22 protein-coding genes are annotated in these 23,043 nt (G+C 38.9%); 10 read left to right on the top strand and 12 right to left on the bottom strand.

All coding sequences use genetic code 11. The annotated features are described in order from the left end of the window. Positions 1-133 precede the first annotated feature (133 nt). The 3 genes from F948_RS08755 to F948_RS08745 all read left to right on the top strand — a co-directional run bounded on the left by F948_RS08755 (position 134) and on the right by F948_RS08745 (position 3,307). Positions 134-820 carry a dienelactone hydrolase family protein gene (locus F948_RS08755; protein WP_004912073.1) on the top strand — a complete coding sequence of 229 codons (687 nt, stop codon included), beginning with the start codon at positions 134-136 and terminating at the stop codon, positions 818-820. 69 nt (positions 821-889) lie between these two features. After that, positions 890-1,309, top strand: coding sequence for an RDD family protein (locus F948_RS08750; protein WP_004912070.1), 420 nt, complete (start codon positions 890-892; stop codon positions 1,307-1,309). 165 nt (positions 1,310-1,474) lie between these two features. Further along, the gene (locus tag F948_RS08745) at positions 1,475-3,307 is read left to right on the top strand and encodes a monovalent cation:proton antiporter-2 (CPA2) family protein (protein ID WP_004962787.1); all 1,833 of its coding nucleotides are present in this window, start codon (positions 1,475-1,477) and stop codon (positions 3,305-3,307) included. A 38-nt stretch (positions 3,308-3,345) separates the two neighbouring features. On the opposite strand, the gene F948_RS08740 is transcribed toward F948_RS08745, so the two are convergent. The 4 genes from F948_RS08740 to aceR form a co-directional block, all read right to left on the bottom strand. Continuing rightward, on the bottom strand, positions 3,346-4,524 hold the full coding sequence (locus F948_RS08740) for a benzoate/H(+) symporter BenE family transporter (RefSeq protein WP_004962783.1): 1,179 nt from the start codon (positions 4,522-4,524) through the stop codon (positions 3,346-3,348). A gap of 108 nt (positions 4,525-4,632) precedes the next feature. Further along, complete coding sequence (gene leuE, locus F948_RS08735; RefSeq protein ID WP_004962781.1) at positions 4,633-5,283, bottom strand: leucine efflux protein LeuE; 651 nt, start codon at positions 5,281-5,283, stop codon at positions 4,633-4,635. Between the two features lie 73 nt (positions 5,284-5,356). Next, positions 5,357-6,346: a transaldolase gene (gene tal, locus F948_RS08730; RefSeq protein WP_004962779.1), complete on the bottom strand. Its 990-nt coding sequence runs from the start codon at positions 6,344-6,346 to the stop codon at positions 5,357-5,359. A 113-nt stretch (positions 6,347-6,459) separates the two neighbouring features. Continuing rightward, positions 6,460-7,353: an HTH-type transcriptional regulator AceR gene (gene aceR, locus F948_RS08725; protein WP_004962775.1), complete on the bottom strand. Its 894-nt coding sequence runs from the start codon at positions 7,351-7,353 to the stop codon at positions 6,460-6,462. Between the two features lie 88 nt (positions 7,354-7,441). On the opposite strand from aceR, the gene aceI reads away from it, so the two are divergent. From aceI to F948_RS08705, 4 genes are all read left to right on the top strand, one after another. Further along, a complete protein-coding gene (aceI, locus tag F948_RS08720) occupies positions 7,442-7,870 on the top strand; it encodes a chlorhexidine efflux PACE transporter AceI (RefSeq protein WP_004912058.1) in 429 nt (142 codons plus the stop codon). 265 nt (positions 7,871-8,135) lie between these two features. Further along, the gene (mfd, locus tag F948_RS08715) at positions 8,136-11,597 is read left to right on the top strand and encodes a transcription-repair coupling factor (protein WP_004962772.1); all 3,462 of its coding nucleotides are present in this window, start codon (positions 8,136-8,138) and stop codon (positions 11,595-11,597) included. A gap of 181 nt (positions 11,598-11,778) precedes the next feature. Beyond that, the gene (locus F948_RS08710) at positions 11,779-12,213 is read left to right on the top strand and encodes an HIT domain-containing protein (RefSeq protein ID WP_004912054.1); all 435 of its coding nucleotides are present in this window, start codon (positions 11,779-11,781) and stop codon (positions 12,211-12,213) included. A gap of 48 nt (positions 12,214-12,261) precedes the next feature. Then, entirely contained in the window at positions 12,262-13,701 is a 1,440-nt protein-coding gene (locus tag F948_RS08705) for an adenylate/guanylate cyclase domain-containing protein (protein WP_004962768.1), read from the top strand. An 89-nt stretch (positions 13,702-13,790) separates the two neighbouring features. On the opposite strand, the gene fdx is transcribed toward F948_RS08705, so the two are convergent. The 8 genes from fdx to F948_RS08665 all read right to left on the bottom strand — a co-directional run bounded on the left by fdx (position 13,791) and on the right by F948_RS08665 (position 19,914). Further along, the gene (fdx, locus tag F948_RS08700; RefSeq protein ID WP_004912046.1) at positions 13,791-14,129 is read right to left on the bottom strand and encodes an ISC system 2Fe-2S type ferredoxin; all 339 of its coding nucleotides are present in this window, start codon (positions 14,127-14,129) and stop codon (positions 13,791-13,793) included. A gap of 17 nt (positions 14,130-14,146) precedes the next feature. Further along, positions 14,147-16,006: a Fe-S protein assembly chaperone HscA gene (hscA, locus tag F948_RS08695; protein ID WP_004962764.1), complete on the bottom strand. Its 1,860-nt coding sequence runs from the start codon at positions 16,004-16,006 to the stop codon at positions 14,147-14,149. A gap of 38 nt (positions 16,007-16,044) precedes the next feature. Further along, positions 16,045-16,563: a Fe-S protein assembly co-chaperone HscB gene (gene hscB, locus F948_RS08690; RefSeq protein ID WP_004954963.1), complete on the bottom strand. Its 519-nt coding sequence runs from the start codon at positions 16,561-16,563 to the stop codon at positions 16,045-16,047. 85 nt (positions 16,564-16,648) lie between these two features. Beyond that, the gene (gene iscA, locus F948_RS08685) at positions 16,649-16,969 is read right to left on the bottom strand and encodes an iron-sulfur cluster assembly protein IscA (protein ID WP_004912036.1); all 321 of its coding nucleotides are present in this window, start codon (positions 16,967-16,969) and stop codon (positions 16,649-16,651) included. A gap of 31 nt (positions 16,970-17,000) precedes the next feature. Continuing rightward, positions 17,001-17,387, bottom strand: a complete 387-nt coding sequence (gene iscU, locus F948_RS08680; RefSeq protein ID WP_004639432.1) for a Fe-S cluster assembly scaffold IscU — start codon at positions 17,385-17,387, stop codon at positions 17,001-17,003. A 78-nt stretch (positions 17,388-17,465) separates the two neighbouring features. Next, the gene (locus tag F948_RS08675; protein WP_004954960.1) at positions 17,466-18,683 is read right to left on the bottom strand and encodes an IscS subfamily cysteine desulfurase; all 1,218 of its coding nucleotides are present in this window, start codon (positions 18,681-18,683) and stop codon (positions 17,466-17,468) included. Position 18,684: 1 nt separating this feature from the next. Further along, positions 18,685-19,158, bottom strand: a complete 474-nt coding sequence (locus tag F948_RS08670) for an Rrf2 family transcriptional regulator (RefSeq protein WP_004912027.1) — start codon at positions 19,156-19,158, stop codon at positions 18,685-18,687. 108 nt (positions 19,159-19,266) lie between these two features. After that, the gene (locus F948_RS08665; protein WP_004962757.1) at positions 19,267-19,914 is read right to left on the bottom strand and encodes a hypothetical protein; all 648 of its coding nucleotides are present in this window, start codon (positions 19,912-19,914) and stop codon (positions 19,267-19,269) included. Between the two features lie 209 nt (positions 19,915-20,123). Here F948_RS08665 and F948_RS08660 point away from each other — a divergent pair, with 209 nt between their 5' ends. The 3 genes from F948_RS08660 (at position 20,124) to F948_RS08650 (ending at position 23,030) form a co-directional block, all read left to right on the top strand. After that, a complete protein-coding gene (locus tag F948_RS08660; protein ID WP_004912022.1) occupies positions 20,124-20,579 on the top strand; it encodes a phasin family protein in 456 nt (151 codons plus the stop codon). Between the two features lie 167 nt (positions 20,580-20,746). Beyond that, complete coding sequence (locus F948_RS08655; RefSeq protein WP_004878739.1) at positions 20,747-21,019, top strand: HU family DNA-binding protein; 273 nt, start codon at positions 20,747-20,749, stop codon at positions 21,017-21,019. A gap of 139 nt (positions 21,020-21,158) precedes the next feature. After that, positions 21,159-23,030, top strand: coding sequence for a SurA N-terminal domain-containing protein (locus F948_RS08650; RefSeq protein WP_004962753.1), 1,872 nt, complete (start codon positions 21,159-21,161; stop codon positions 23,028-23,030). Positions 23,031-23,043 lie beyond the last annotated feature (13 nt).

Here is a 23,043-nt window from a genome sequence, read left to right as displayed (position 1 = left end):
CATCATTTAAATGATTGAAAAACAGAAATTGGAAATCTCATAGAAAGGATGTTTATAGCATCCTTTTTTATTTGACAATTAATATTGTCATAAATAGTATGTGATTAATTTTAAAACAAGATGGATCATTAACATGGAAATAAAAACAATCACATTACCCACACGTGACATAGAAGTAGAAGTTTATGCACCTGCTGAAAAATCAGAAAAAGTACCTGCTATTTTATTGCTACATGAGTTGTTTGGCGTACTTGATGTCTATCGTGAAGATGCTCAAGATTTAGCAGACCGCGGCTATTTGGTTTATGTACCCAATTTATTTAGTGGAGGTGCAGTTAAATACTGTATTCGTGCAATGGTCAGTAAGGCTGGGCGGATCAATGCCGCTGATAGTGATGTTAATCAAGAGATTCATGTATTACTTGATGCATTAAAGGCTGACCCACGCTCAAATGGTCGACTTGGTATGCTTGGTCAATGCTTAACAGGTGGTTACGTTATCCAAATGGCAAAACGTGAGGATATGCTTGCACCTGTGGTTTATCATCATTCTTTGGGCATTCAGGGTGCAGGTGTACCGAAAAAAGAATCCTTAGATGATATCCGAATTCTACAAGGTCATTGGTCAACTGTAGACCCATTTTGCCCAGCAACGAAACGTAACAAACTCATTAATCAGTTAGGTGATCGTGTAGAAGCTTATACTTATAATATGCCGCATGGTTTCCGCAGTGTGAGTCGAGGTTTACCCGAGGCGAAAGTCGTTTGGCAGCGAACCTTAGATTTCTTTGAAAGAGAACTAAAACAAAATTCAATATAAATAAAATTAAGAGAAGTTTATTATTCTTCAATGTTTATGAATATTTACAAAGAAAAAGGAGAGGGGTAAATGTCTTATAAATACGAATATGCTGGTTTTTGGATTCGTTTAGTTGCTTCCATTATCGACTCAATCATTGTCGTTGTTGCTTTGCTACCAATTACGCTTTTATTTGGTAGGGAAGCAACGAGCTATTCATTTCAAATGACTACAGCATCAGATTGGTTTTGGCAAATTTTGATGGCAGTGTTCTATATTTTTTGTTGGGTTAAATTTGCAGGTACACCTGGAAAACGGTTATTACGTTTAAAGGTACTGGATGAAAAAACAGGTGAAAACCTGACGGTTGGGCAAGCCATTCTTCGTTATATCGGTTATTTCCCATCTACGCTGGTTTTCTTTCTAGGTTTTATCTGGATTGCATTCGATAGCAAAAAACAAGGTTGGCATGACAAAATCGCAAAAAGCGTAGTGGTGCGTGAGCTATAACTTTAGATTTTCAAGATGAACACAAAAAAGTCGTCATGGTTGACGGCTTTTTTGTTTCTATCCGCATGAAAATAAATGAATTGATAGGTTATGTCTCATAAATGATATATCAGTCTTTTAAGCTTTCACATAGAATAAAATCGCATTTATAAAAATGAGAACAACATGAGTTCAGAGGCACATTCAATTAGCTTAATTGCACCCGTGGTTTTATTGGCCGCGGCTGTGATTGCAGTCCCTATTTTTAAACGAATAGGTTTGGGGTCGGTATTGGGTTACTTAATTGCAGGCTTGATCATTGGACCATTTGGCTTTGCTTTTTTCCACGACTCCACATCAATTTTACATATTGCAGAATTAGGGATTGTCATGTACCTGTTTGTGATTGGTCTAGAAATGCAGCCTTCACATTTATGGGGACTCAGACGCGAAATCTTTGGCCTGGGGACATTGCAGATAGTAGTCTGTGCGACCGCATTAACAGGTGTGGGGCTATTATTTGGCTTCACATGGCAGGTGGCTTTTATTGGGGCGGCTGGTTTTGTACTCACTTCAACAGCAATTGTGATGCAGTCACTGGGAGATCGGGGTGATATTGCCCAGCCACAGGGCCAGAAGATTGTTGCCATTTTATTGTTTGAAGATTTATTGATTGTACCTTTATTGGCTATCGTAGCATTTATGGCGCCCAACCATGTGGTTGAAAGTACCTCGGCGCGTTTAGAAAATATTGGTATTGGTTTAATTGCAATTGCAGGTTTGATTGCAGCAGGTTACTGGTTGCTGAATCCTCTGTTTAGATTGCTGGCGGCTGCAAAGGCGCGGGAAGTCATGACCGCAGCAGCGCTGCTGGTTGTGCTGGGTGCTGCATTGCTGATGCAAGTCAGTGGTTTGTCTATGGCGATGGGTGCTTTTCTTGCAGGTGTGTTGTTATCTGAATCAACATTCAGGCATCAAATCGAGGCGGATATTGAACCATTCCGAGGGCTGTTACTGGGCCTGTTTTTCCTCGGGGTCGGGATGTCGCTTGACTTGTCCGTGGTTGCCCAAAACTGGCAGCTTATTCTAAGTGGTGTGTTGGCGATGATGTTTGCCAAGGCACTGATGATCTATATTGTTGCTCGCCTGACCAAAAGTAGGCATACGGAAGCTTTGGATCGTGCTTTATTGATGGCTCAAGGTGGTGAGTTTGCCTTTGCTCTGTTTTCTACTGCTGTCTCCGCTCAAGTGATTGATAATACCGTTAAGTCGAACCTGACCGCAATTATCGTACTTTCAATGGTGTTGACTCCAATTTTAGGGATTGTATTCAAGCGATTTACTCAAACTAAAGAAGAAATTAATTTAGACAATCTTAATGTTGCACAGGGGCTTAGTGGCAGTATTCTAATGATTGGTTTTGGCCGTTTTGGACAGGTGACCAGTCAATTATTACTGGCAAGAGGCGTTGATGTCACCATTATTGATAATGACATTGACATGATTCAAAACGCGGAAAAATTCGGTTTTAAAATCTATTATGGTGATGGTTGCCGTCTGGATATTCTGCATGCTTCAGGGGCGGCTACGGCGCAGGCAATCGTGGTGTGTGTCGATAGTAAAGAAACCACCAATCGAATTGTGAAGCTGGTGACGCACGAATTTCCACTGGCCAAGCTGCTGGTACGTTCCTATGACCGCGAACACTCACTTTATTTAGTCAAGCAAAAAGTGGATTATATGATTCGTGAAACCTTTGAATCTGCAATCAAGTTTGGCGGCGTGATTTTGCAAGAACTGGGTGTCGATGAAGATGAGGTTCAGCGCATCACCGATGAAATTCGTGAGCGTGATGATGAGCGTTTTGAAACAGAAATCGCTGCGGATGACGTTTATGCAGCTGTGGGTCTGCAATATACCAATGCACATCCACGTCCAACTGCACCATTAATTCGACCTAAACAGGCTGGACGCATTTTAAATGATGAAGAGGCGCAGAAAGATTTGGATGAAAAATAACGGTTAGCCAATTATATTCTTAAATAAGCCTTAGGATACTAAGGCTTATTTTTGAGTTTAAACTTGAATAAGATTAAAACAAAAATACCTAAGATCAATCCCCAAAAAGCAGAACCAATCCCCCAGAACTGCACACCAGAAGCGCTACATAAAAAAGTCAGCAAGGCGGCTTCACGTTCTTCGACATCGGCAAAAGCAAGTGCAACGTTATGGCTAATGGTTGCAAACAGGGCAATTCCAGCCAACGCCACAATAAAGATTTGTGGAAATGACATTAGCAGGCTAACCAGCGTTGCTGCAAACAGTCCCATCAAAATATAGAAAACGCCGCAACTGATGCCAGCAATGTAACGTTTGGCGGGGTCAGGGTGAACTTGATCATCCAGACTGACAGCCGCACTAATCGCAGACAAATTTATCGAAAAACAGCCAAACGGGGCAAAGATGGTATGGGCAACACCCGTCCAGCCGACCAGTTGATTGACATGCGGTTGATAGCCATAACTCTTGATCATGGCAATCCCAGGCAAGTTTTGTGAGGTCATATTAATCACAAACAGCGGTAAAGCCAGACCGAGTAAGGCAGACCATGAAAATGCAGGTTGCATCCAGACAGGTTGTGCCAAAGACCATGTGATGGAATGCAATTGAAACTCGATAAAGAATGGGCAAATCATCGCTCCTAAAATCACGGTGAGTACGATGCTGTAACGCGGAAACAGTCTTTTTGAGAGCAGATAAATCAGCAGCATACTCAGGATAAACCCCAGATGAGTTTGCATACTGCTAAAAATCTGTATGCCAAATTTTAATAAAATTCCTGCAAGCATCGCACAGGTGAGGCTTTGCGGAATATGCGCCAATAGTTTTAGAAAAATTCCAGAAAATCCGACTATTGCAATCGCAATCCCACAAACCAGAAAAGCACCAATGGCTTCATACAGATCATAATGGCCTGTAGAAGCGATAATCAACGCAATCCCAGGGGTCGACCATGCTGTTGCAACGGGATATTTATATTTCCATGACAGGATTAAGCCTGATAGACCAATTGCCAAACCCAGTGCCCAAAACCAAGAGCTGATTTGTGCTGTATTTGCCCCTAAAGATTGTGCGCCTTGGATCACCAAGACCGCAGAAACGCTAATCCCGATTAAAAAGGTGATAAAACCAGCAAATACCGCAGGAATGGAAAAATCTTGAATAAGGCGTTGCATCTATGCATCTATAGTTGATTAAAATTTGTTGAAAAGTATATCGTTAATATCCGCTAAATCGTAGTTCTAAAATGATTGGATAAATTGATCATTCGATCAAAAGTAGCATTAAGCCAGCGTTGAGCTTGCGAGTTTAAGACCGAAACCAAAAAACAGGATACCGACCAGACAAATACCACTTGCTGCCAGTTTAAGGTTATGTTTAAAGAAAGCTGCCAATTTAATACCAGAAAAGATCAAGGCGGTTAAATAACTAAAGCTAATCAATTGCAGAATAATCGCCAGAATTAAAAAACTTAATGCAGGATAGGCATAGTCTGGCTTGACGAACTGCACAAAGAAAGACAGAAAAAATAGGATGGCTTTGGGATTAAGCAAGCTGATACTCAATGCTGTACGGTAAGGATGAACTTGATCTAATTGAGGTAAATCAGGCAGTTCAGCATGCTGTTGTGGTGTGTTCCATGTTTGATAAGCGCCCTGTAATAATTTAAAACCTAAATAGGCTAAGTAGGCACCCCCGATTATTTTTAAAATCACAAATAAAATTGGAAAAGCTTGTAACAGGGATGCTGCTCCAAAAATAGTCAGCAGGATTAAAATAGAATCACCTGTTAATACGCCTAATGCACCCCAAAAACCTGTTCGGATCCCATAACGTGAGGCAACCGACATTACATATAACGAGTTGGGGCCAGGTAATAAGATGATCAACACTGTACCAATGATGTAAGCGGTTAAATCTGTGATACCAAACACAATCAACTCATTAAAAAACCGATTCTTGCTATAGTAACAAAAATCGGTTTTTTATAGTTGAAAAATCGACTAATTAAGGCTTGATTTCAGCATCAATACCAAAAGATTGGCGCAGTAATAAACTGAGCTGGTCACGCGCCTTGATAAAGCCATCAATACCGCTTTGCAGTAACTGGAAAGCCATCAAGTCGTGTTCAAGTTCTGCCTTAAAGCTTTCTTTGCTTTGGGCAGGACGTTCAATTTTTTCTGCCTGTTGTGCTGCTTCGGTACTGAGTTGAGCTGTAACCGTTTGCTGATCCTGTTCCAGTTGCGCCAATAAATTTGGCGCAATGGTCAATAAATCACAACCTGCCAAGCCTAAAACTTGCGCTGTGCTGCGGAAGCTTGCACCCATGACCTGTGTTGGAATGCCGTGTTGTTTGTAGTAGTTATAGATTTTCTTAACCGACAGCACTCCAGGGTCTTTTTCAATAGGATATTGATCAACACCCTCAGCTTTTTTATACCAATCCAGAATACGACCTACAAATGGGGAAATCAGCGTGACTTTGGCATCTGCGCAAGCTTGTGCCTGATGCAAACCAAACAATAATGTTAGGTTACATGGAATCCCTTCAGCCTCTAAAACTTTAGCTGCTTGAATGCCTTCCCATGTTGACGCAATCTTGATCAGGATGCGTGACTGTTCAATGCCATAGCCCTGATAAAGCTTGGAGAGTTCACGTGCCTTGGCAATCGTCGCTTCGGTATCATAAGACAGTGAGGCATCTACCTCAGTTGATACACGGCCATCAATCAGCTTTAAAATTTCAACACCAAATTTCACAGTTAAAATATCAATGGTGCGTTCAATCAGTTCATCACTTTGATAACCTTCTTGTTTTGCCTGTGCATAGGCATCTTCAATCAGTTCTTTACTTTCTGGTTGTTCAGCAGCAGCCGTGATCAGAGATGGATTGGTAGTCGCGTCCAAAGGGCGGAATTTTTCAATCGCTTCCAGATCGCTACTATCAGCAACCACAGTGGTTAATTTTTTTAATTGATGTAATGCAGATTCAGTCATTGCTATAGGTTTCTTGCTAAACAATATTATTGGTAACTTCTGTTATAGCATAATCTCCGTGAAAGCAAAGCCCTGCTTTCATTACAGATTAAGATTTATCTATTCGCTTTTGATTATTTGTGGTCAAGCTGACGTTTTTGGCGAACATGTTCAATTAAGAAACGTGCTGCTGCACCCAGATCACTTTCACGGCTCCAGACCAAGTCTACATAATATTCAAACTTTGGCGTAAAATCATAAAGTTCCATGATTTTTAACTTTTTCTTCAATTCTGGATTTTCATTAAACATTTCAAGAGGCAGTACTCCCCAGCCAAGATTTCGCACAATCATCATGCAGGCGGAATGATGGTTATCGGTGCGCCAGTAATCTTTGGAAAATAACAGTTCAGGCTTGATGGTATGGTCTCGACTCGCCACCACAATCTGACGGGTTTGCACCATTTGCTCAAATGACACTTGTTTGAGTTGAGCAAGAGGATGATGTTTTGCAATAACAGGAACCAAAGCCTCTCTTTTTAATTCAACAAACTGTTCCCGACTATCTAAATGCTCCCGTTCAAACATCAGTGCTAACTGGGCGGTTTGATCAAGTAGCATTTGCAGGGCATCTTCCTGTGGGGCAGAGACAATATTGATTGCTAAACTCGGAAAGTTTTGTTCGAGCAATGTGATGTAATCTGTCCAATTGGTGTGCAATAGTTCTGATACCACGACAATATTTAATGTGGATTCCAGACCATTACTCAACGCGTGAGCATGCTGTTTCCATTGATTCATTTCAATCAAAAGCAAATGAGTTTTTTCATACAGCATTTTTGCTGCATCAGTAGGAATAGGTTCTCGTCCGATACGGTCAAATAAATTGAGGTTTAAATCAATTTCTAAGTTTGCAATCGACATGCTTATCGCAGATGGGACTTTACCTAACTTTCGTGCTGCTGCTGAAAATGAACCTGTTTCCATGACGGTTTGGAACATGAGTAGTTGTTCTTGATTTATATTCATCTGTCAATAAAACTGAAAGAATCTGATTGGATTGATCAAAATTATAAAAATAAAATGAGCCATATCCAAACAAAAGAGTGTTTTAAAAATGTTGATTTCCAAAAGAAGGCTCATTCATGCGATCAGTTATGAAGTGATTTTATTGGTCATCATCGCTATCGCGTTAAGTTTTATTTTTAGTATGCCACTTGAGGTCACAGGTGTTTTAGGTGTGATCATGGCTGTTATTTCAGTGATCTGGAATATGATATTTAATCACTATTTCGAGAAAATTGAGTTTAAATATCAGTGGGAAAGAACGATACCTGTTCGTATTATGCATGCTATTGGGTTTGAGGGCGGTTTGATGCTCGCAACTATTCCAATTATTGCTTATATGATGAATATGTCATTTATCGAAGCATTGATTCTAGATTTTGCTTTGACCATGTGTATTCTGGTTTATACATTTATTTTCCAATGGTGCTATGACACGATTGAAAACCGTTTCTTTCCAAATGCAAAATTTGCTTCTTAAAAGTAAATGAGTTTATAAAAAGCACTTTTCTGAGTGAGTTGAAGAGTGCTTTTTTTATGCAAAGAGATTCAATTTAGTGAGCATAAAGCTTGGATTATAAATTTAGATTTTAAAATTGAACTATCAAAATGCGATCTTTTTATTAATCTTCAAAAATAGCCTAAGTGAAATTCAATGATAATTATCAAATATAGAATTTCTTATTTATCTAAAAAACATCATGCTAAACTAAGCCACTTGTCCTTTAAATTGCACGATTTTCTCTATGTTTCAACAAGAAATCTCTCAATTAAACTTACAACAATTCAAAGCTGGCGAAAAACGCTGGATTGGTTCGCTTCTTGGGTCATCTGCTGCACTACTATTCAAAGAAATTGCCACTCAGAATTCTAATTTATATGTAATTGTTGCACGAAATAATCAACATCTTGCACAGCTTGAAAGTGAGCTTGAATTTTATGGCATAAAACCAACAATCTTTCCTGACTGGGAAATATTGCCATATGATCGCTTATCTCCGCACCAAGATATCGTCTCCGAGCGTTTGGCTATTTTATCTAATATGCCACAAAAGGGGATTTTATTAATTTCTGCTAGTACTTTGGCTCAACGTGTTGCACCTTACTCATGGGTTGTTGGTGAGCATTTTGATATTAAAGTTGGTCAAAAACTTGATTTAGAAGCACAGAAAAAACAATTAGTCCAAGCAGGCTATCGCTTAGTTGATACTGTTTATGATCATGGTGAGTTTGCAGTTCGTGGCAGTATTATGGACATATATGCATCAGGACAAGATCAACCTATTCGTATCGACTTATTTGATGACGAAATTGAAAGCCTGAAGTTTTTCGATTCTGAAACTCAAAGAACAACTGAATCATTAAAGAATTTTACTGTATTACCTGCCAAAGAGTTCCCTCTCAAAGAAGGTAGATCAACATTCCGAGATCGCTATGCGGAAAGTTTTCCTACCGCAAATCCCAAGAAAAATCCTATCTATCAAGATGTACTCGAAGGTATAGCAACACCGGGGTTAGAGTTTTATTTTCCTTTATTTTTTGATAAAAAGTTAATGGAAGCGCAAAGTATGTTAATGACATACTTACCAAAGAATTGCGTTGTCATTACAAATAATGAAGTTGAAGATGAATTAATTAGTTTTTGGAAGGAAGTCGTTCGTCGTTACGAAGATCGTCGACACAATATTGATCAACCGATCCTACCTCCTGAAGATCTATTTTTAATGCCTAATCATGTTTTGCAGGCATTAAATCAATTTCCAAGAATTCTTGCTTCGGCAGATACTTTCGACGAGAAAGCTGGTGTTCTAAATTTATCAGCAGAGCAACCTCCAAAACTCGCTGTAGATCCTAAAAAAGAGCAGCCTTTTCAAGCTGTTAAAAATTATATCGATCAAATTAAATTTCCTGTGCTTTTAGTCGCTGAAAGTGCAGGACGACGCGAAACTTTAAAAGATGCGCTGCGCTCAGTTTTAGGAGAAATTCAAACAGTCGATAGCTTTGCTCAATTCCAAAAGGATAAGCTAAAAGTTGCGATTACCAGTGCTCCTTTAGACCGTGGTTTACTTCTCACAGATCAATTATCAGTTATATCTGAAAATCAACTTTACGAACACAGAGTTGTTCAACGTAGACGAAAACGTCAGCAAGAAGTTTCCGAAGAGTTTTTAATTCGGAGTTTAACCGAACTGAGTATAGGTGCGCCTGTCGTACATATTGATCATGGTGTTGGACGTTATGCTGGATTAGTCACTTTAGAGATTGATCAGCAAGATCATGAGTTTTTACAACTTGATTATGCTGATGGGGCTAAGGTCTATGTTCCTGTCACCAATTTACATTTGATCAGTCGCTATAGTGGTGGAGATCCTGATCTTGCACCTTTGCACAAGTTGGGTACAGATACATGGAGTAAAGCTAAGCGCAAAGCCTTAGAGCAAATTCATGATGTAGCGGCTGAGTTATTGCATATACAAGCTCGTCGACAATCAAAACCAGGTTTTGCATTTGAGCTAGATCACACGGCATATATGCAATTCGCAAGTGGCTTCGCTTATGAGGAGACACTAGACCAAGCCAATGCGATTGAATCAACTCTTCATGACATGCAACTTGCGAAACCTATGGATCGTTTGGTTTGTGGTGATGTTGGTTTTGGAAAAACTGAAGTTGCGATGCGAGCAGCCTTTGTAGCAGTACAAAACAATAAACAAGTTGCAGTTTTGGTACCGACGACCTTACTTGCGCAACAACATTATGAGTCATTCAAAGATCGCTTTGCGGATACAGCAGTTCGTATCGAAGTTTTATCACGTTTCGGAAGCAACAAAACGCATCTAAAAATCATTGAAGATTTGGCTGATGGCAAAGTTGATATCGTGGTCGGAACCCATAAAATTCTGCAAGAAAATGTACAGTTTAAAAATTTAGGTTTAATGATCGTCGATGAAGAACATCGTTTTGGTGTGCGTGATAAAGAGCGTATCAAAGCACTTCGTGCCGATGTGGATATGCTTACGCTCACAGCAACCCCAATTCCTCGTACCTTAAATATGGCATTCTCTGGAATGCGTGATTTATCTATTATTGCGACGCCACCAGCACGCCGTTTAGCCGTAAAAACTTTTGTTCAAGAGCATACGGATGACTCTGTGAAAGAGGCAATTCTGCGTGAATTATTGCGTGGTGGACAAGTCTACTTCTTACATAATGAAGTCGATACAATAGAACGAGCTGCAGAAAGTATTCGAACCTTGGTTCCAGAAGCTCGTGTAGCAGTTGCTCATGGACAAATGCGTGAGCGTGAACTTGAACAAGTCATGCAGCAGTTCTACCACAAAGAATACAACGTACTGGTTTGCTCTACGATTATAGAAACGGGTATTGATGTACCGAATGCCAATACAATCATTATAGAACGTGCCGATAAACTAGGTTTGGCCCAGTTGCATCAACTTCGCGGTCGTGTTGGGCGTTCACATCACCAAGCCTATGCTTATTTGCTCGTACCATCACTCAAACATTTGAAAGGTGATGCCGAAAAACGTTTAGATGCAATTCAAAGAGCTTCAACACTTGGTGCTGGTTTTATGCTGGCGACAGAAGATTTAGAGATTCGCGGTGCTGGTGAGCTCTTAGGTGAGCAGCAAAGTGGTTCAATGCAAGCAATTGGCTACAGCTTGTATATGGAGATGCTTGAAAAGGCAACCAAGGCGATTCAAAAAGGTAAAACTCCTAATTTCGATGCTCCGCTTTCACTTACTGCTGAAATTAACTTACATATGCCAGCATTGATTCCAGATGATTATTTGGGCGATGTTCATCAACGCTTATTGTTCTACAAGCGTATTAGTAATACAGACACACAAGAGAAACTGGATAATATCCGAATGGAGTTGATTGACCGTTTTGGTATTCCACCTCAAGCAGTTAAACAGTTGTTCAGCGTTCATCAAGTGCGCCTTAAAGCGGAACAACTTGGAATTACAAAAGTCGATGTGAATACAAACGGTGGGTATATCGAGTTTTCTCCTGATACACCTGTACAAGCAATCAGTATCATTCAGTTGATGCAGAAGAATCCAACTCACTATCGTATGGAGGGTGGTCAGCGATTGAAATTGACAGTTCATTTGTCAGAATATGAAGAGCGTATCCAGTTTATTGTGACCTTGTTGAACAAGTTGTTAAGTGAGTTGAATGGCTAATTAGAAAATCAGATTTGAGGGGAGAAGTATCATTCGATACAGAATCATTTTTTGGTCGGATGATGCATCAATAACTGAGGAAAATCATTGTTATTTGTAATCAAACAGGTTACTAATAATATTCACATCACAACTGATGTGATAGTATTGACCATTATTATTTTGCATCATTTATAAAGATATGTTTAGTTTGCATCCACAACTTGCTCAAGATACATTTTTTGTAGGCGACTTTCCGCTTTCAACATGTCGTTTAATGAATGATATGCAATTTCCTTGGCTAATTCTTATACCACGTGTTCCTGGAATCACTGAGTTATATGAACTCAGTCAAGCTGATCAGGAACAATTTTTACGTGAATCGAGTTGGTTGTCTAGTCAGCTTTCTCGCGTATTCCGTGCTGACAAGATGAATGTAGCGGCACTTGGTAATGTTGTACCACAGCTTCATTTTCATCATGTTGTACGTTATCAAAATGATGTTGCGTGGCCTAAACCAGTTTGGGGTACTCCAGCTGTACCATACAGCAGCGATGTTCTTGCTCATATGCGTCAAACCCTTATGCTTGCATTACGTGGTCAGGGTGATATGCCTTTTGATTGGCGCATGGACTGATTTAGTCAAGAGGATTGTAGGTCTTCTTAGATAAGGAAGGAGTAGAGGGTGCTACTAGATAGGTTAATCGATAAAGAACCTAGACAGTTCGCTTATTTCCATCGTTTGATGGGATATTCGATTTTGTCATTAATTTTGGTTATTTATACTTTTACTTCTTCTAGCGCTAATCACCAACTCTATATTCTTCCAATTTTATTAGTTTTCTTTTTACTGTCTCCTAAGCTTGAAAAATGGCTTCAATACAAATTTGATCGTGATACAGAGAAGAATGTCTTATTTGGCATAGAGGCTGTTATCGTTGCCATTGTTTTAGCTGGATTACATTTAAGCCTAGTACCTACATTTACAATCCTATTTGCACTACTTTATGTAGGTTTAAACAATAAAATTACTTTGCCAGTAGCATCATTAATTATTTTGATTGGTGTGTTGACCTTTTATTTTTCAACATTTTTTATATTTGGTGCGGAAGAATATTTTGAACCGACTAATCCTGAACTTACAGTGGTGAGTTTACTTGGATTGATGATGTTCATTGTGATTGGTAACTACTATCAACATCGTCGTTTGAATATTCTAGGTCAGCAACGTCAGCATTATCATAATCAAATGACTCGTTATATTGCCTTTGCAAATCAACTAAGTCGTTATGCTCCATTACAGTTGTGGCAGTCGATTATGCGTGGCGAGGCTGAAGCGAAAATCGAATATAAACGTAAAAAATTAACGATCTTCTTCTCTGATATCCAGGGTTTTACAGAGCTTTCTGAAAGTTTAATTCCAGATGATTTAGCTTTCTTATTAAATGATTATTTAAGTCATATGACGGAAATTGCAAAACAGTATGAAGCAACCGTCGATAAGTTTATGGGTGATGCGATCCTGATTTTCTTTGGTGATCCAAACTCTCAAGGTGTAGAACAAGATGCGAAGTCTTGTGTTGAAATGGCCATCGCAATGCGCCAACAGATGAAATTGCTACGCGAACGCTGGAAAAAAATGGGTTATCCAGCATTACATATTCGCATGGGAATAAGTACAGGATATTGTCACGTTGGGAATTATGGTGCTTCACATCGTATGGCATATACGATTGTAGGTCGTGATGTAAATCTGGCAGCCCGTTTGCAATCAGCTGCTGAAGTTGATGAAATTTTAATTGCAGATGATACGCATCAGTTAATTAAAAATGAATTTCTGTGTGTTCCTAAAGTGCCGATCTATTTGAAAGGGATTCAAGGTCCTGTGAAAACATGGCAAGTCATGGAGAAATTCACAGGCAAAAAATCAGATACACAAAAATGGTTTGATTTTGAATATAAGGGTTTTCATTTGGTGCTGAATTTTGAAGAAGTACAAAATTATGAATACCCTGAGCTGGTAGAAATTCTAGAGAAAATGATTCAGAGAATCAAAACACAGCAAAAAATTACTAATGCACAAGGCATTCCACGTTTAAATCTCGATGATGAGGTTAAACAATAGATTATTTTTTTCTTCTGTATTGCAAATACTCTACCACATAAAAAACTCCTCATTTAGAGGAGTTTTTTATGTCACTAATTTTGAAAAATTTAGTGATTTTCTGAAGCATGGTTGATTGTGTATTTAGGAATTTCAATTTCTAAATCTTCATCAACAATTTCAACTTGACACGAAAGGCGAGAGTCTGGCTCCAAACCCCATGCACGGTCAAGTAAATCTGCTTCCACGTCATTCATTTCTTCGAGGCTGTCAAAACCTTTACGGACAATGACGTGACATGTGGTACATGCGCATGACATATCGCATGCATGTTCAATTTTGATGCCTTGCTTAAGTAAGCTTTGGCATAAATTTGCATTTTTTTCCACTTCGAATTCTGCACCTTCAGGACAGAATTGAGCATGAGGGAGAACTTTAATACGTGGCATATTGATCACCTATACCTTTAGTTTGAGTTTGACCAATCTTCGAGTTTTGTACCCTTTAAGGCATGGTCAATATGTCGATTCATACGAAGTGCTGCAAACGCATCGCTGTGGGTTTTAAGTTGTTGAACAGCATTTTCAATTGCTTCTAACTCATTAGTTTTTAAGCGAGCTTTAAGTGCTTCAGCAGCGAGAATTAAATCACGAGCTTGTTGCTGAGAAAGTAAATCTTTATCAGCTTTTAAAGCTTGTTCTAGAGCTTCTAATTCACGTTCTGCTTCAACTTTTGTTTCTTGCAAATGGCGAAGTTGTTTATCTTCTTCAGCATGCTGGAAACCTTCAATTAATAAACGTTCCGTATCTGCAGCTGATAAACCATAAGAAGGTTTGATATCAATTTGTGCTTGAACACCAGAGGTTGTTTCTTTTGCAGAGACTGTTAATAAACCATCAGCATCAACTTGGAATGTAACTTCAATACGCGCTTGACCAGCTGTCATCGGTGGAATGCCATGCAAAACAAAGCGACCTAGTGAACGACAATGTTCAACTAAATCTCGTTCACCTTGTACGACATGAATCAGCATGGCAGTTTGTCCATCTTGATAAGTCGTGAATTCTTGACGGCGAGCTACAGGAATTGCTGTATTGCGCGAAATCAAACGCTCTACCAGACCGCCCATAGTTTCTAAACCTAATGAGAGTGGAGTAACATCAAGCAATAAAGAGCCATCTTGGCTGTTACCGATGAGCTGATTTGCTGTGATTGATGCACCAATTGCAACTACTTCATCTGGATTAATTGTACATAAAGGTTCACGTTTAAATATATCGCGAACTGCTTTTTGTACTGCATAAGAACGAGTAGAACCGCCAACTAAAACAACATGTTCAATTTCATCTAATTCAAGTTTTGCATCGCGTAATACGCGTTTACATACACTGATTGTTTTATCGAGTGCGACCTGAATGATTGATTCAAATGTTGGGCGATCTAAAACTAGACGATCATCGAATAATTTTAATTCAGCAGATTCATGATCAGTGAGTTGCTCTTTAGCTTGGCGTGCAGCAACGACAAAAAAAGCGTATTCTTCATCACTTAGAGTTTCAATGCTAAGCTGTTTTTTTGCCCATTTCACGATTAAGCGGTCGAGGTCATCACCACCTAATGCAGTATGACCACCTGTGGCTAATACTTCAAACACACCTTGTGAGAAGCGCAAGATAGATACGTCAAACGTACCACCACCTAGATCATAAATTACATAATTACGATCTGTACTGAGATTGGTATCCTGATCTAAACCATAAGCAACAGCAGCAGCCGTTGGTTCATTGAGTAAGCGTAGTACATTTAAACCAGCTAATTGAGCAGCATCACGAGTCGCTTGACGTTGTGCTTCATCAAAATATGCAGGAACGGTAATAACTGCACCATTAACTGGATTTTTTAAGCTTGCCTCTGCACGTTCTTTTAATTCTTTTAAAATCTCAGCGGAAATCTCAACAGGTGTTTTTCGACCTGCAGCAGTTTCAAATGCTGGCATTTCATTTTCAGCACCAACAAGCACATAAGGATGTTGGAATTTAATATCTGCTTGAGAACGTCCCATGAAACGCTTAACAGAAACAATTGTATTTTTAGGATCAGTCAACATGAACGGCTTAGCTTCATAGCCGAATGTAGTTGTATCCTTTGCATAATGAACGATAGAAGGGAGTAAAACTCGGTCTTTATCGTCTTGTAGAACTTTCGGTTTTCCCGATAGCACTGTCGCCACTAAAGAGTGGGTTGTTCCTAAGTCTATACCGATCGCAATTCGATGTTCGTGCGGCGCAGTAGATTGACCAGGTTCAGCAATTTGCAAAAGTGCCATGCGTGAGGTATCCCTTGAAAATAATTGGTAACGGCAGACTAAAAATCATCATCTAGGTCGAAGCTATCTTCTTCGTCTAACATGCGATCTTCGGCTTTATCAATATCGTTCATTACGCGTTGGAAAAAGCGTAATTTACGTACCGTATCACGAGCTTCAGCCCAATCTTCGTCAGCATAATCAATTTTGAATTCACGAACTAATCCATCAATCCATTGTTGAACGTCTACTTTTAATGTACGTAATTGATCTGTTGATCTAGCCTCATCAAGTTGCTCGCGCATCTCAAGTGCTGATTGTAGAAATTCAAAATCACTGATGGATTGATCAAGATGATGATCTTGCTTTTTTAAGGCAAGTAAATATGCAGCACGACTATCAACTTGTGAAAGTACTTTAAACGCTTGATTGATTTCACTTGACTTAATTAACGCCTGATCTTTGTCAGCAGCTTTATCTGGATGATATTGCTGTTGCAAATTCAAAAACTGTTTTTTTAAAGCTGCCAAATCTATATCGAGTGCTTCGGGTAATTGGAACAACTCAAAATGATTCATGGGAGATGAATTCCGCTATTGATAAATACATTAAAACAGTGCGGAACACACTGTTTTAATGAATAAAAAAGAGAGTGATGTAGTTTTAGACTGTAAATGATTCACCACAGCCACATTCACCTTTTTGATTTGGGTTGTTGAACTCAAAGCCTTCATTGAGACCATTTTTAACATAGTCCATCTCTAAACCTTCGAGATAAACTAAGCTTTTGGGATCCACAAAAACTTTAACACCGAACTGCTCAAATACTTGATCATGTGTGTCAACATCGTCAACAAACTCAAGTACATAAGCTAATCCAGAGCAACCCGAAGTTTTCACACCAACACGAATGCCTTCACCCTTACCACGATTCTGTAGGTAGTTGCTGATGTGAGTCGCAGCATTTTCAGTTAAATGGATCATGAAAACTCCAATGTGTTACGTCGTTAAACTATTAAGCTTTCGCTTTTTTGCCACGATAATCTTCAATCGCAGCTTTAATCGCATCTTCAGCCAATACAGAACAATGTACTTTTACTGGTGGAAGAGCAAGCTCTGTTGCAATATCAATGTTTTTGATTGCTTGAGCTTCATCAAGAGTTTTACCTTTTAACCATTCAGTTACAAGGGAACTTGATGCGATTGCAGAACCGCAACCATAAGTTTTGAAGCGAGCTTCTTCAATTACGCCATTATCATCGACTTGGATTTGTAAGCGCATTACATCACCACAAGCTGGTGCACCGACCATACCTGTGCCAACGTTTTCAGCATTTTTATCCAAAACACCCACATTACGAGGATTTTCGTAATGATCAATTACCTTTTCACTATAAGCCATTTCGCTTCTCCAAACCTCGGGGTCAGCCTAATATTAATATGAGGGTTAAAACACGTTTTTCAATTCAAGTTCAATGAATTAGTGTTCAGCCCATTCAACTGTTGAAAGGTCGATACCTTCTTTGTACATATCCCAAAGCGGAGAAAGTTCACGAAGTTTCTCAACAGCAGCTTTGGTAATTGTCAATACGTGATCGATATCAGCTTCAGTGGTGTACTTACCAAAGCTAAAGCGAATTGAACTATGTGCCAATTCATCAGATAAACCTAGAGCACGTAATACATATGATGGTTCTAGTGTTGCAGAAGTACATGCAGAACCACTTGAAACGGCTGCATCTTTCAATGCCATCATTAAAGATTCACCTTCAACAAAGTTGAAGCTGACGTTTAAATAATTTGCAACGTTTTGAGTAGGGTGGCCATTTAAGAAAACTTGTTCTAAGTCTTGTAACCCATTCCAAAGTTTGTCGCGTAATTGGCGTAGACGTTCTTGTTCAGCATGCATGGTTTTACCAGCAATTTCGAACGCTTCACCTAAACCAACGATTTGATGTGTTGGTAAAGTACCAGAGCGCATACCACGTTCATGACCACCACCATGCATTTGCGCTTTTAAGCGAACGCGCGGATTACGACGAACATATAATGCACCGATACCTTTAGGACCATAAATTTTATGACCAGAGAAACTCATTAAATCGATTTTCATAGTTGAAAGATCGATATCTACTTTTCCAGCAGCTTGAGCGGCATCTACGTGGAAGAATGTTTTATTCGCACGTGTTAATTCACCGATTGCAGCAACGTCAGTAATTGTACCAATCTCATTATTCACCATCATAAGTGAAACAAGGATCGTATCTGGACGTAAAGCAGCTTTTACCATTTCAGGTGTAATTAGACCTGTACGTGGTTCTGGCTCGAGATAGGTGATTTCAAAGCCTTCTTCTTCAAGCTCACGACATGGGTCTAAAACAGCTTTATGTTCAATTTTACTTGTAATAATGTGCTTGCCTTTTGAACCATAAAACTGAGCGATACCTTTGAGTGCTAAGTTATCAGATTCAGTCGCACCAGAAGTCCACACAATTTCACGTGGATCAGCTTTGATAAGATTAGCGACTTGTTCACGCGCGTATTCAACTTTTTCTTCGGCTTGCCAACCATAAGCATGCGAGCGAGATGCAGGATTACCAAAAGTCCCTTCGAAGGTTAAGCATTCCATCATACGTTCTGCAACTTCAGGAAGGACAGGAGTGGTTGCTGCGTAATCAAGATAAATTGGACGTTTCATGTCAAATACCTGTAACCGATAAAAGAGCTGAGTCAAAGCTTGTAGAGTTTTGGCGCAGAGCGACAGTTTGTACATTGTCGCGTGCAATTAAATCTGCAAGTGTGATTTTGGCGAGATAATCGGCAATATGGTGGGAGAGTTCTTGCCATAAGTCATGCGTTAAACACATTGCACCATTTTGGCAGTTTCCTTTATGGTCGCAACGAGTCGCATCAACAGTTTCATTTACAGCTTCGATGATTTCTAGCACTGTGATCTCACTTGCAATACGCGCAAGATGATATCCGCCATTTGCACCACGAACGCTTGAAACTAACCCATGGCGCTTAAGCTTTGCGAATAATTGTTCGAGATAAGCGACAGAGATGGATTGGCGTGCTGCTATTTCCGCAAGCGTGATCGTTTGTTCAGTTGGCTGCAAAGCTAAATCAAGTAGAGCAGTCACTGCGTAACGACCGCGAGTTGTAAGACGCATGATTCGGTACACATGGTTAGACTAGATGTCTAAATTTTATGAATTCCGACTAAAATAGTCAAGTTTTTTAATTGCCAATATGTGTGTGAAAAGTGAAATATAAAGTTTTTATTGTATCCATATATTATATACAAAAAAACCAATCAAAATAAAGCTAAATACAGCAAAGCTGATATTGATCAAGCGTTGGCGCTTTTGGAGTCTATGGATTCGATTTTGATATTGTTTAACTTCCACGAGTAATGAGTTTATTTCAGAACGTTGTTGATCAATTTTATCTAGCAAGGGTGCAATTCTTTGCTGAGAAGCTAAGGTTTCAGCATCATCATCGAATGCACTAAACCACTGTTTCCAGTTAGCAAATATGCTTGGGAGTGTCAAATGCGGTGCTAAATCTAAAAACTCTTCGGCAAGTGAGGTTTCACCTAAAAGTCGCATGTTGTGAATGCTGCGCTGATTATTAAACACAAATATTTTAGTAAGATCGATCAGCGTACTATTGATTTCAAGGTCAATTTTTCGATCTAAAGACTGCATATCAAATAGCAATCCTTTGTCTGTGAACTGAATATAAAAATCAAAGAAAGGGATATAGCTATTGATGCGTAAAGTTACACGCTGGTCAATAAATCGTTTCGCCTGTAGACGAAGTGCTGAATCATGAGTCAGGATAAATGAGAAAAAAGTTTCTAAAACAATGATAACAAAGTTTAGCAACAAATGAGGATGTCTATGTCTTTGTTGCGTTTCACTCATGAGTCTCTTTTTCCTTACCAGTCAATAGATACAACCATAAAGCATATAAACTTGAGCATCCTTGCTCAATGATTAATATTAATTTACATGACTTTGTAGCTTTGTAGAACAGTTTTTTAAAACGATCAAGTCTTAACTTTGATATTATAAAAACATTTTTATGGTTAAATACGACATACTGTTTGTAAAGTGCTTAGGAGCATTGGTCTATGGATAACACTAACCTTGAAAATTCAGGTGAAGAAGCCGAGGTGAAAACCAAATTAAAATCAAAGAGTTCTAAAAAATCTGCTTTGGATTTCAAAAAATATACACAACAAATTTGGCTGGCAGGTTTAGGTGCATTTTCACGAGCTGAAGAAGAAGGAAATAAATTATTTGACTCGCTTGTAAAAGTTGGTGAAGAGCTTGAGTCAAAAACTGTTGATTTTGCAGATAACACCGTTGGGAAAGTCACTGAGAAGGCAAAAGAGTCTGTGACTGACACTAAAGACAAAGTAGAAAAAATTTTAGATACAGGTGTAAATCACTCTTTAAATCGAATCGGTTTGGTTACTCCTAAAGATCTACAGCATATTGAACAGCTTTTGGTGCAGCTTCATATCAAAGTTGATGCTTTAATTGAAGAAAATAACCAATTAAAGGCCAAATTGAATAAAAAGTAAAAAAACTCCTGACGCTCGTCCGTTTATGTCGTATTTCAGTATTTATTTTGGTTAAAACGCCTTTCTAGTATTGCGTTCTCCCCTAAAGCATTGCTATAAAGGCGGCATGGCCTTTTAAACTATAGCCTTGGATCTTAACAAACGATATTAAGAGGATATTTTTTATCATGAATAAATCAGAATTAATTGATGCGATTGCTGAAAAAGGGGGAGTATCTAAGTCGGATGCTGGTAAGGCACTTGACGCAACAATTGCATCGATCACTGAAGCACTAAAAAAGGGTGATACGGTTACTTTAGTCGGTTTTGGTACTTTTAGTGTTAAAGAGCGTGCTGCTCGCACTGGTCGTAATCCTAAAACTGGTGAAGAGCTACAAATTAAAGCTAGCAAAGTACCAAGTTTTAAACCAGGTAAAGGTTTGAAAGATTCAGTTGCGTAATCTTTTTAAATCAATAAACGCACCATCTCGGGTGCGTTTTTTATTTATCGAATGAAAAAGTTGATTTGAGCTTTATTCTGCATTCATTCGCTTTTATTTTTCAGTTAAAATTGCTCCGAAATAAAATATTGGAATTCTCATGGAATCTTTTCGTACACTCATTAAGGGTTGGCTTGGCAAAGTCCTTCTAGTTTTGTTTTTGACCCCTTTAGCGCTTGTAGGTATTGAAGGATATTTTAGTGGAGGCAATAAAGCAGATGTTGCAAAATCTGTAAATGGCCAAGATATTTCTAATAAAGAATTAGAAACAGCAACTAAAAATTATAAAGATCAATATTTATCCTTAGTAAAGGGTGATGAGTCTCTTTTGAACCTCTCTCTTATTCAAGAAAAAGCATTAGATGCACTGATTGCTCGTAGCTTGTTACAACAACAAGCAGAAAAACTAGGGATTTCCCTAAGTGATACGCAACTTGAGCAAATGTTGGCTCAACAACCTAGCTTTCAAGAAAACGGACAATTTTCACAAAAGCTCTATGAAAATTATCTACGCTCTGTTGGTATGACCAATCAAGGCTTGATTGCTAGTCTGCGTCAAGATCATGCTTTAAAAATGATTTCATCGACATTGATGGATTATGCTTTGGTGAGTAAATCTGATTTACAGCAACTTGCTAATTTACAAACAGAACAACGTACTTTGCATTTAGCTAGCATTAAGTTAGATGATTACAAAAAGGGTATTACTGTTTCTAATCAAGAAATTGCAGATTATTACAACAAGCATAAAAACCAATTTAAACAGGTTGCTAATGTTGATGTGGATTATGTGGTTTTAACACCAGCATTATTGCCACAAGCAAATGTAGCTCCTTCTGAAGCTGAGTTACAGCAGGCATATAAAGCATTCGTTGATAAACAACAGAAAGATGTGAAGCGAGAAGTTAAACATATTCTGATTACAACGGATTCAAGAGATGCAGCGACAGCTCAGAAATTGGCAAATGATGTATACGCTAAAATTCAGTCAGGCATGTCATTTGCTGATGCTGCAGCACAATTTTCAGAAGACCCTTCTTCTAAAACACAAGGTGGTTTAGTTGAAGCTTATGCTCCTGGTGTGTTTTCAACAGACTTTGATAACGCTGTTAATTCTTTGAAGAATGGTCAGATTTCTAAACCAATTAAGACACAGTACGGTTATCATATTATCGCTGCAAACGCTCCTGCAATTGATATTCCATCGTATGAAGCAGAAAAACCACGCTTAATTGCTGAAGTGCAGAAAACAAAACAAGCCAATTTATTTAGCGATACAGTGAATAGTCTAAATGAAATGGTTGTGGGGAATGATTCATTAGATGCCGTGGCTCAAGAAGTTAAAGGCGTTCGTGTTGAATCTGCTAAAGGTGTTACTTTAACAACGCAAAATCCTTATTTAAGCGATTTAAATGTAAAAGCAAAATTGTTTAATGATGATGTAAAAAATGGTGATCGCAATGCATCATCAAGTATTCAATTAGCAAATGGTGATACGATCTGGATCAAGGTGCGTGATTATCGTGCTGCTGGAGTCAAGACACTTGCTCAAGCAACTGCTGAAGTCAAAGCTAAGGTGATTGAGGAAAAAGCATATAAGGCTGCCCAAGCGAAAATCGCATCAACTTTAGCTGAATTTAAGACTCAACCTGCTGCACAAGTTGTTGCAAAGTCAAAAATTATTTTTGAGGATGCAGGTACTTTTGCTCGTTCACAAGGTTTAAAGCGTGCTATCGAGCGCGCAGCGTTTAGTATCCCTGCGCCAACTAAAGAAGGCATGTGGTCAGTTACAACGACTCAACTACCTAATGAGTTGGTAATTGTGGCGGTCTCTACGGTGAATACAAATGCCGCAAGTGCTTTACAACCAGAACAGTTGAATGAGTTAACGAAGTTATATCAGCAGTTCCGTGGTCAGCAGATTTTAGAGGACTATACTGAGTATCTAAAATCACAAGCAAAGATTAAATAAGACTTAAGCAAAA

The organism is Acinetobacter junii CIP 64.5 (assembly GCF_000368765.1).
GTDB classification, from domain to species: domain Bacteria; phylum Pseudomonadota; class Gammaproteobacteria; order Pseudomonadales; family Moraxellaceae; genus Acinetobacter; species Acinetobacter junii.
The sequence above is the reverse complement of the archived record's forward strand: the minus strand, read 5'-3'. Positions and strand labels throughout refer to the sequence as shown.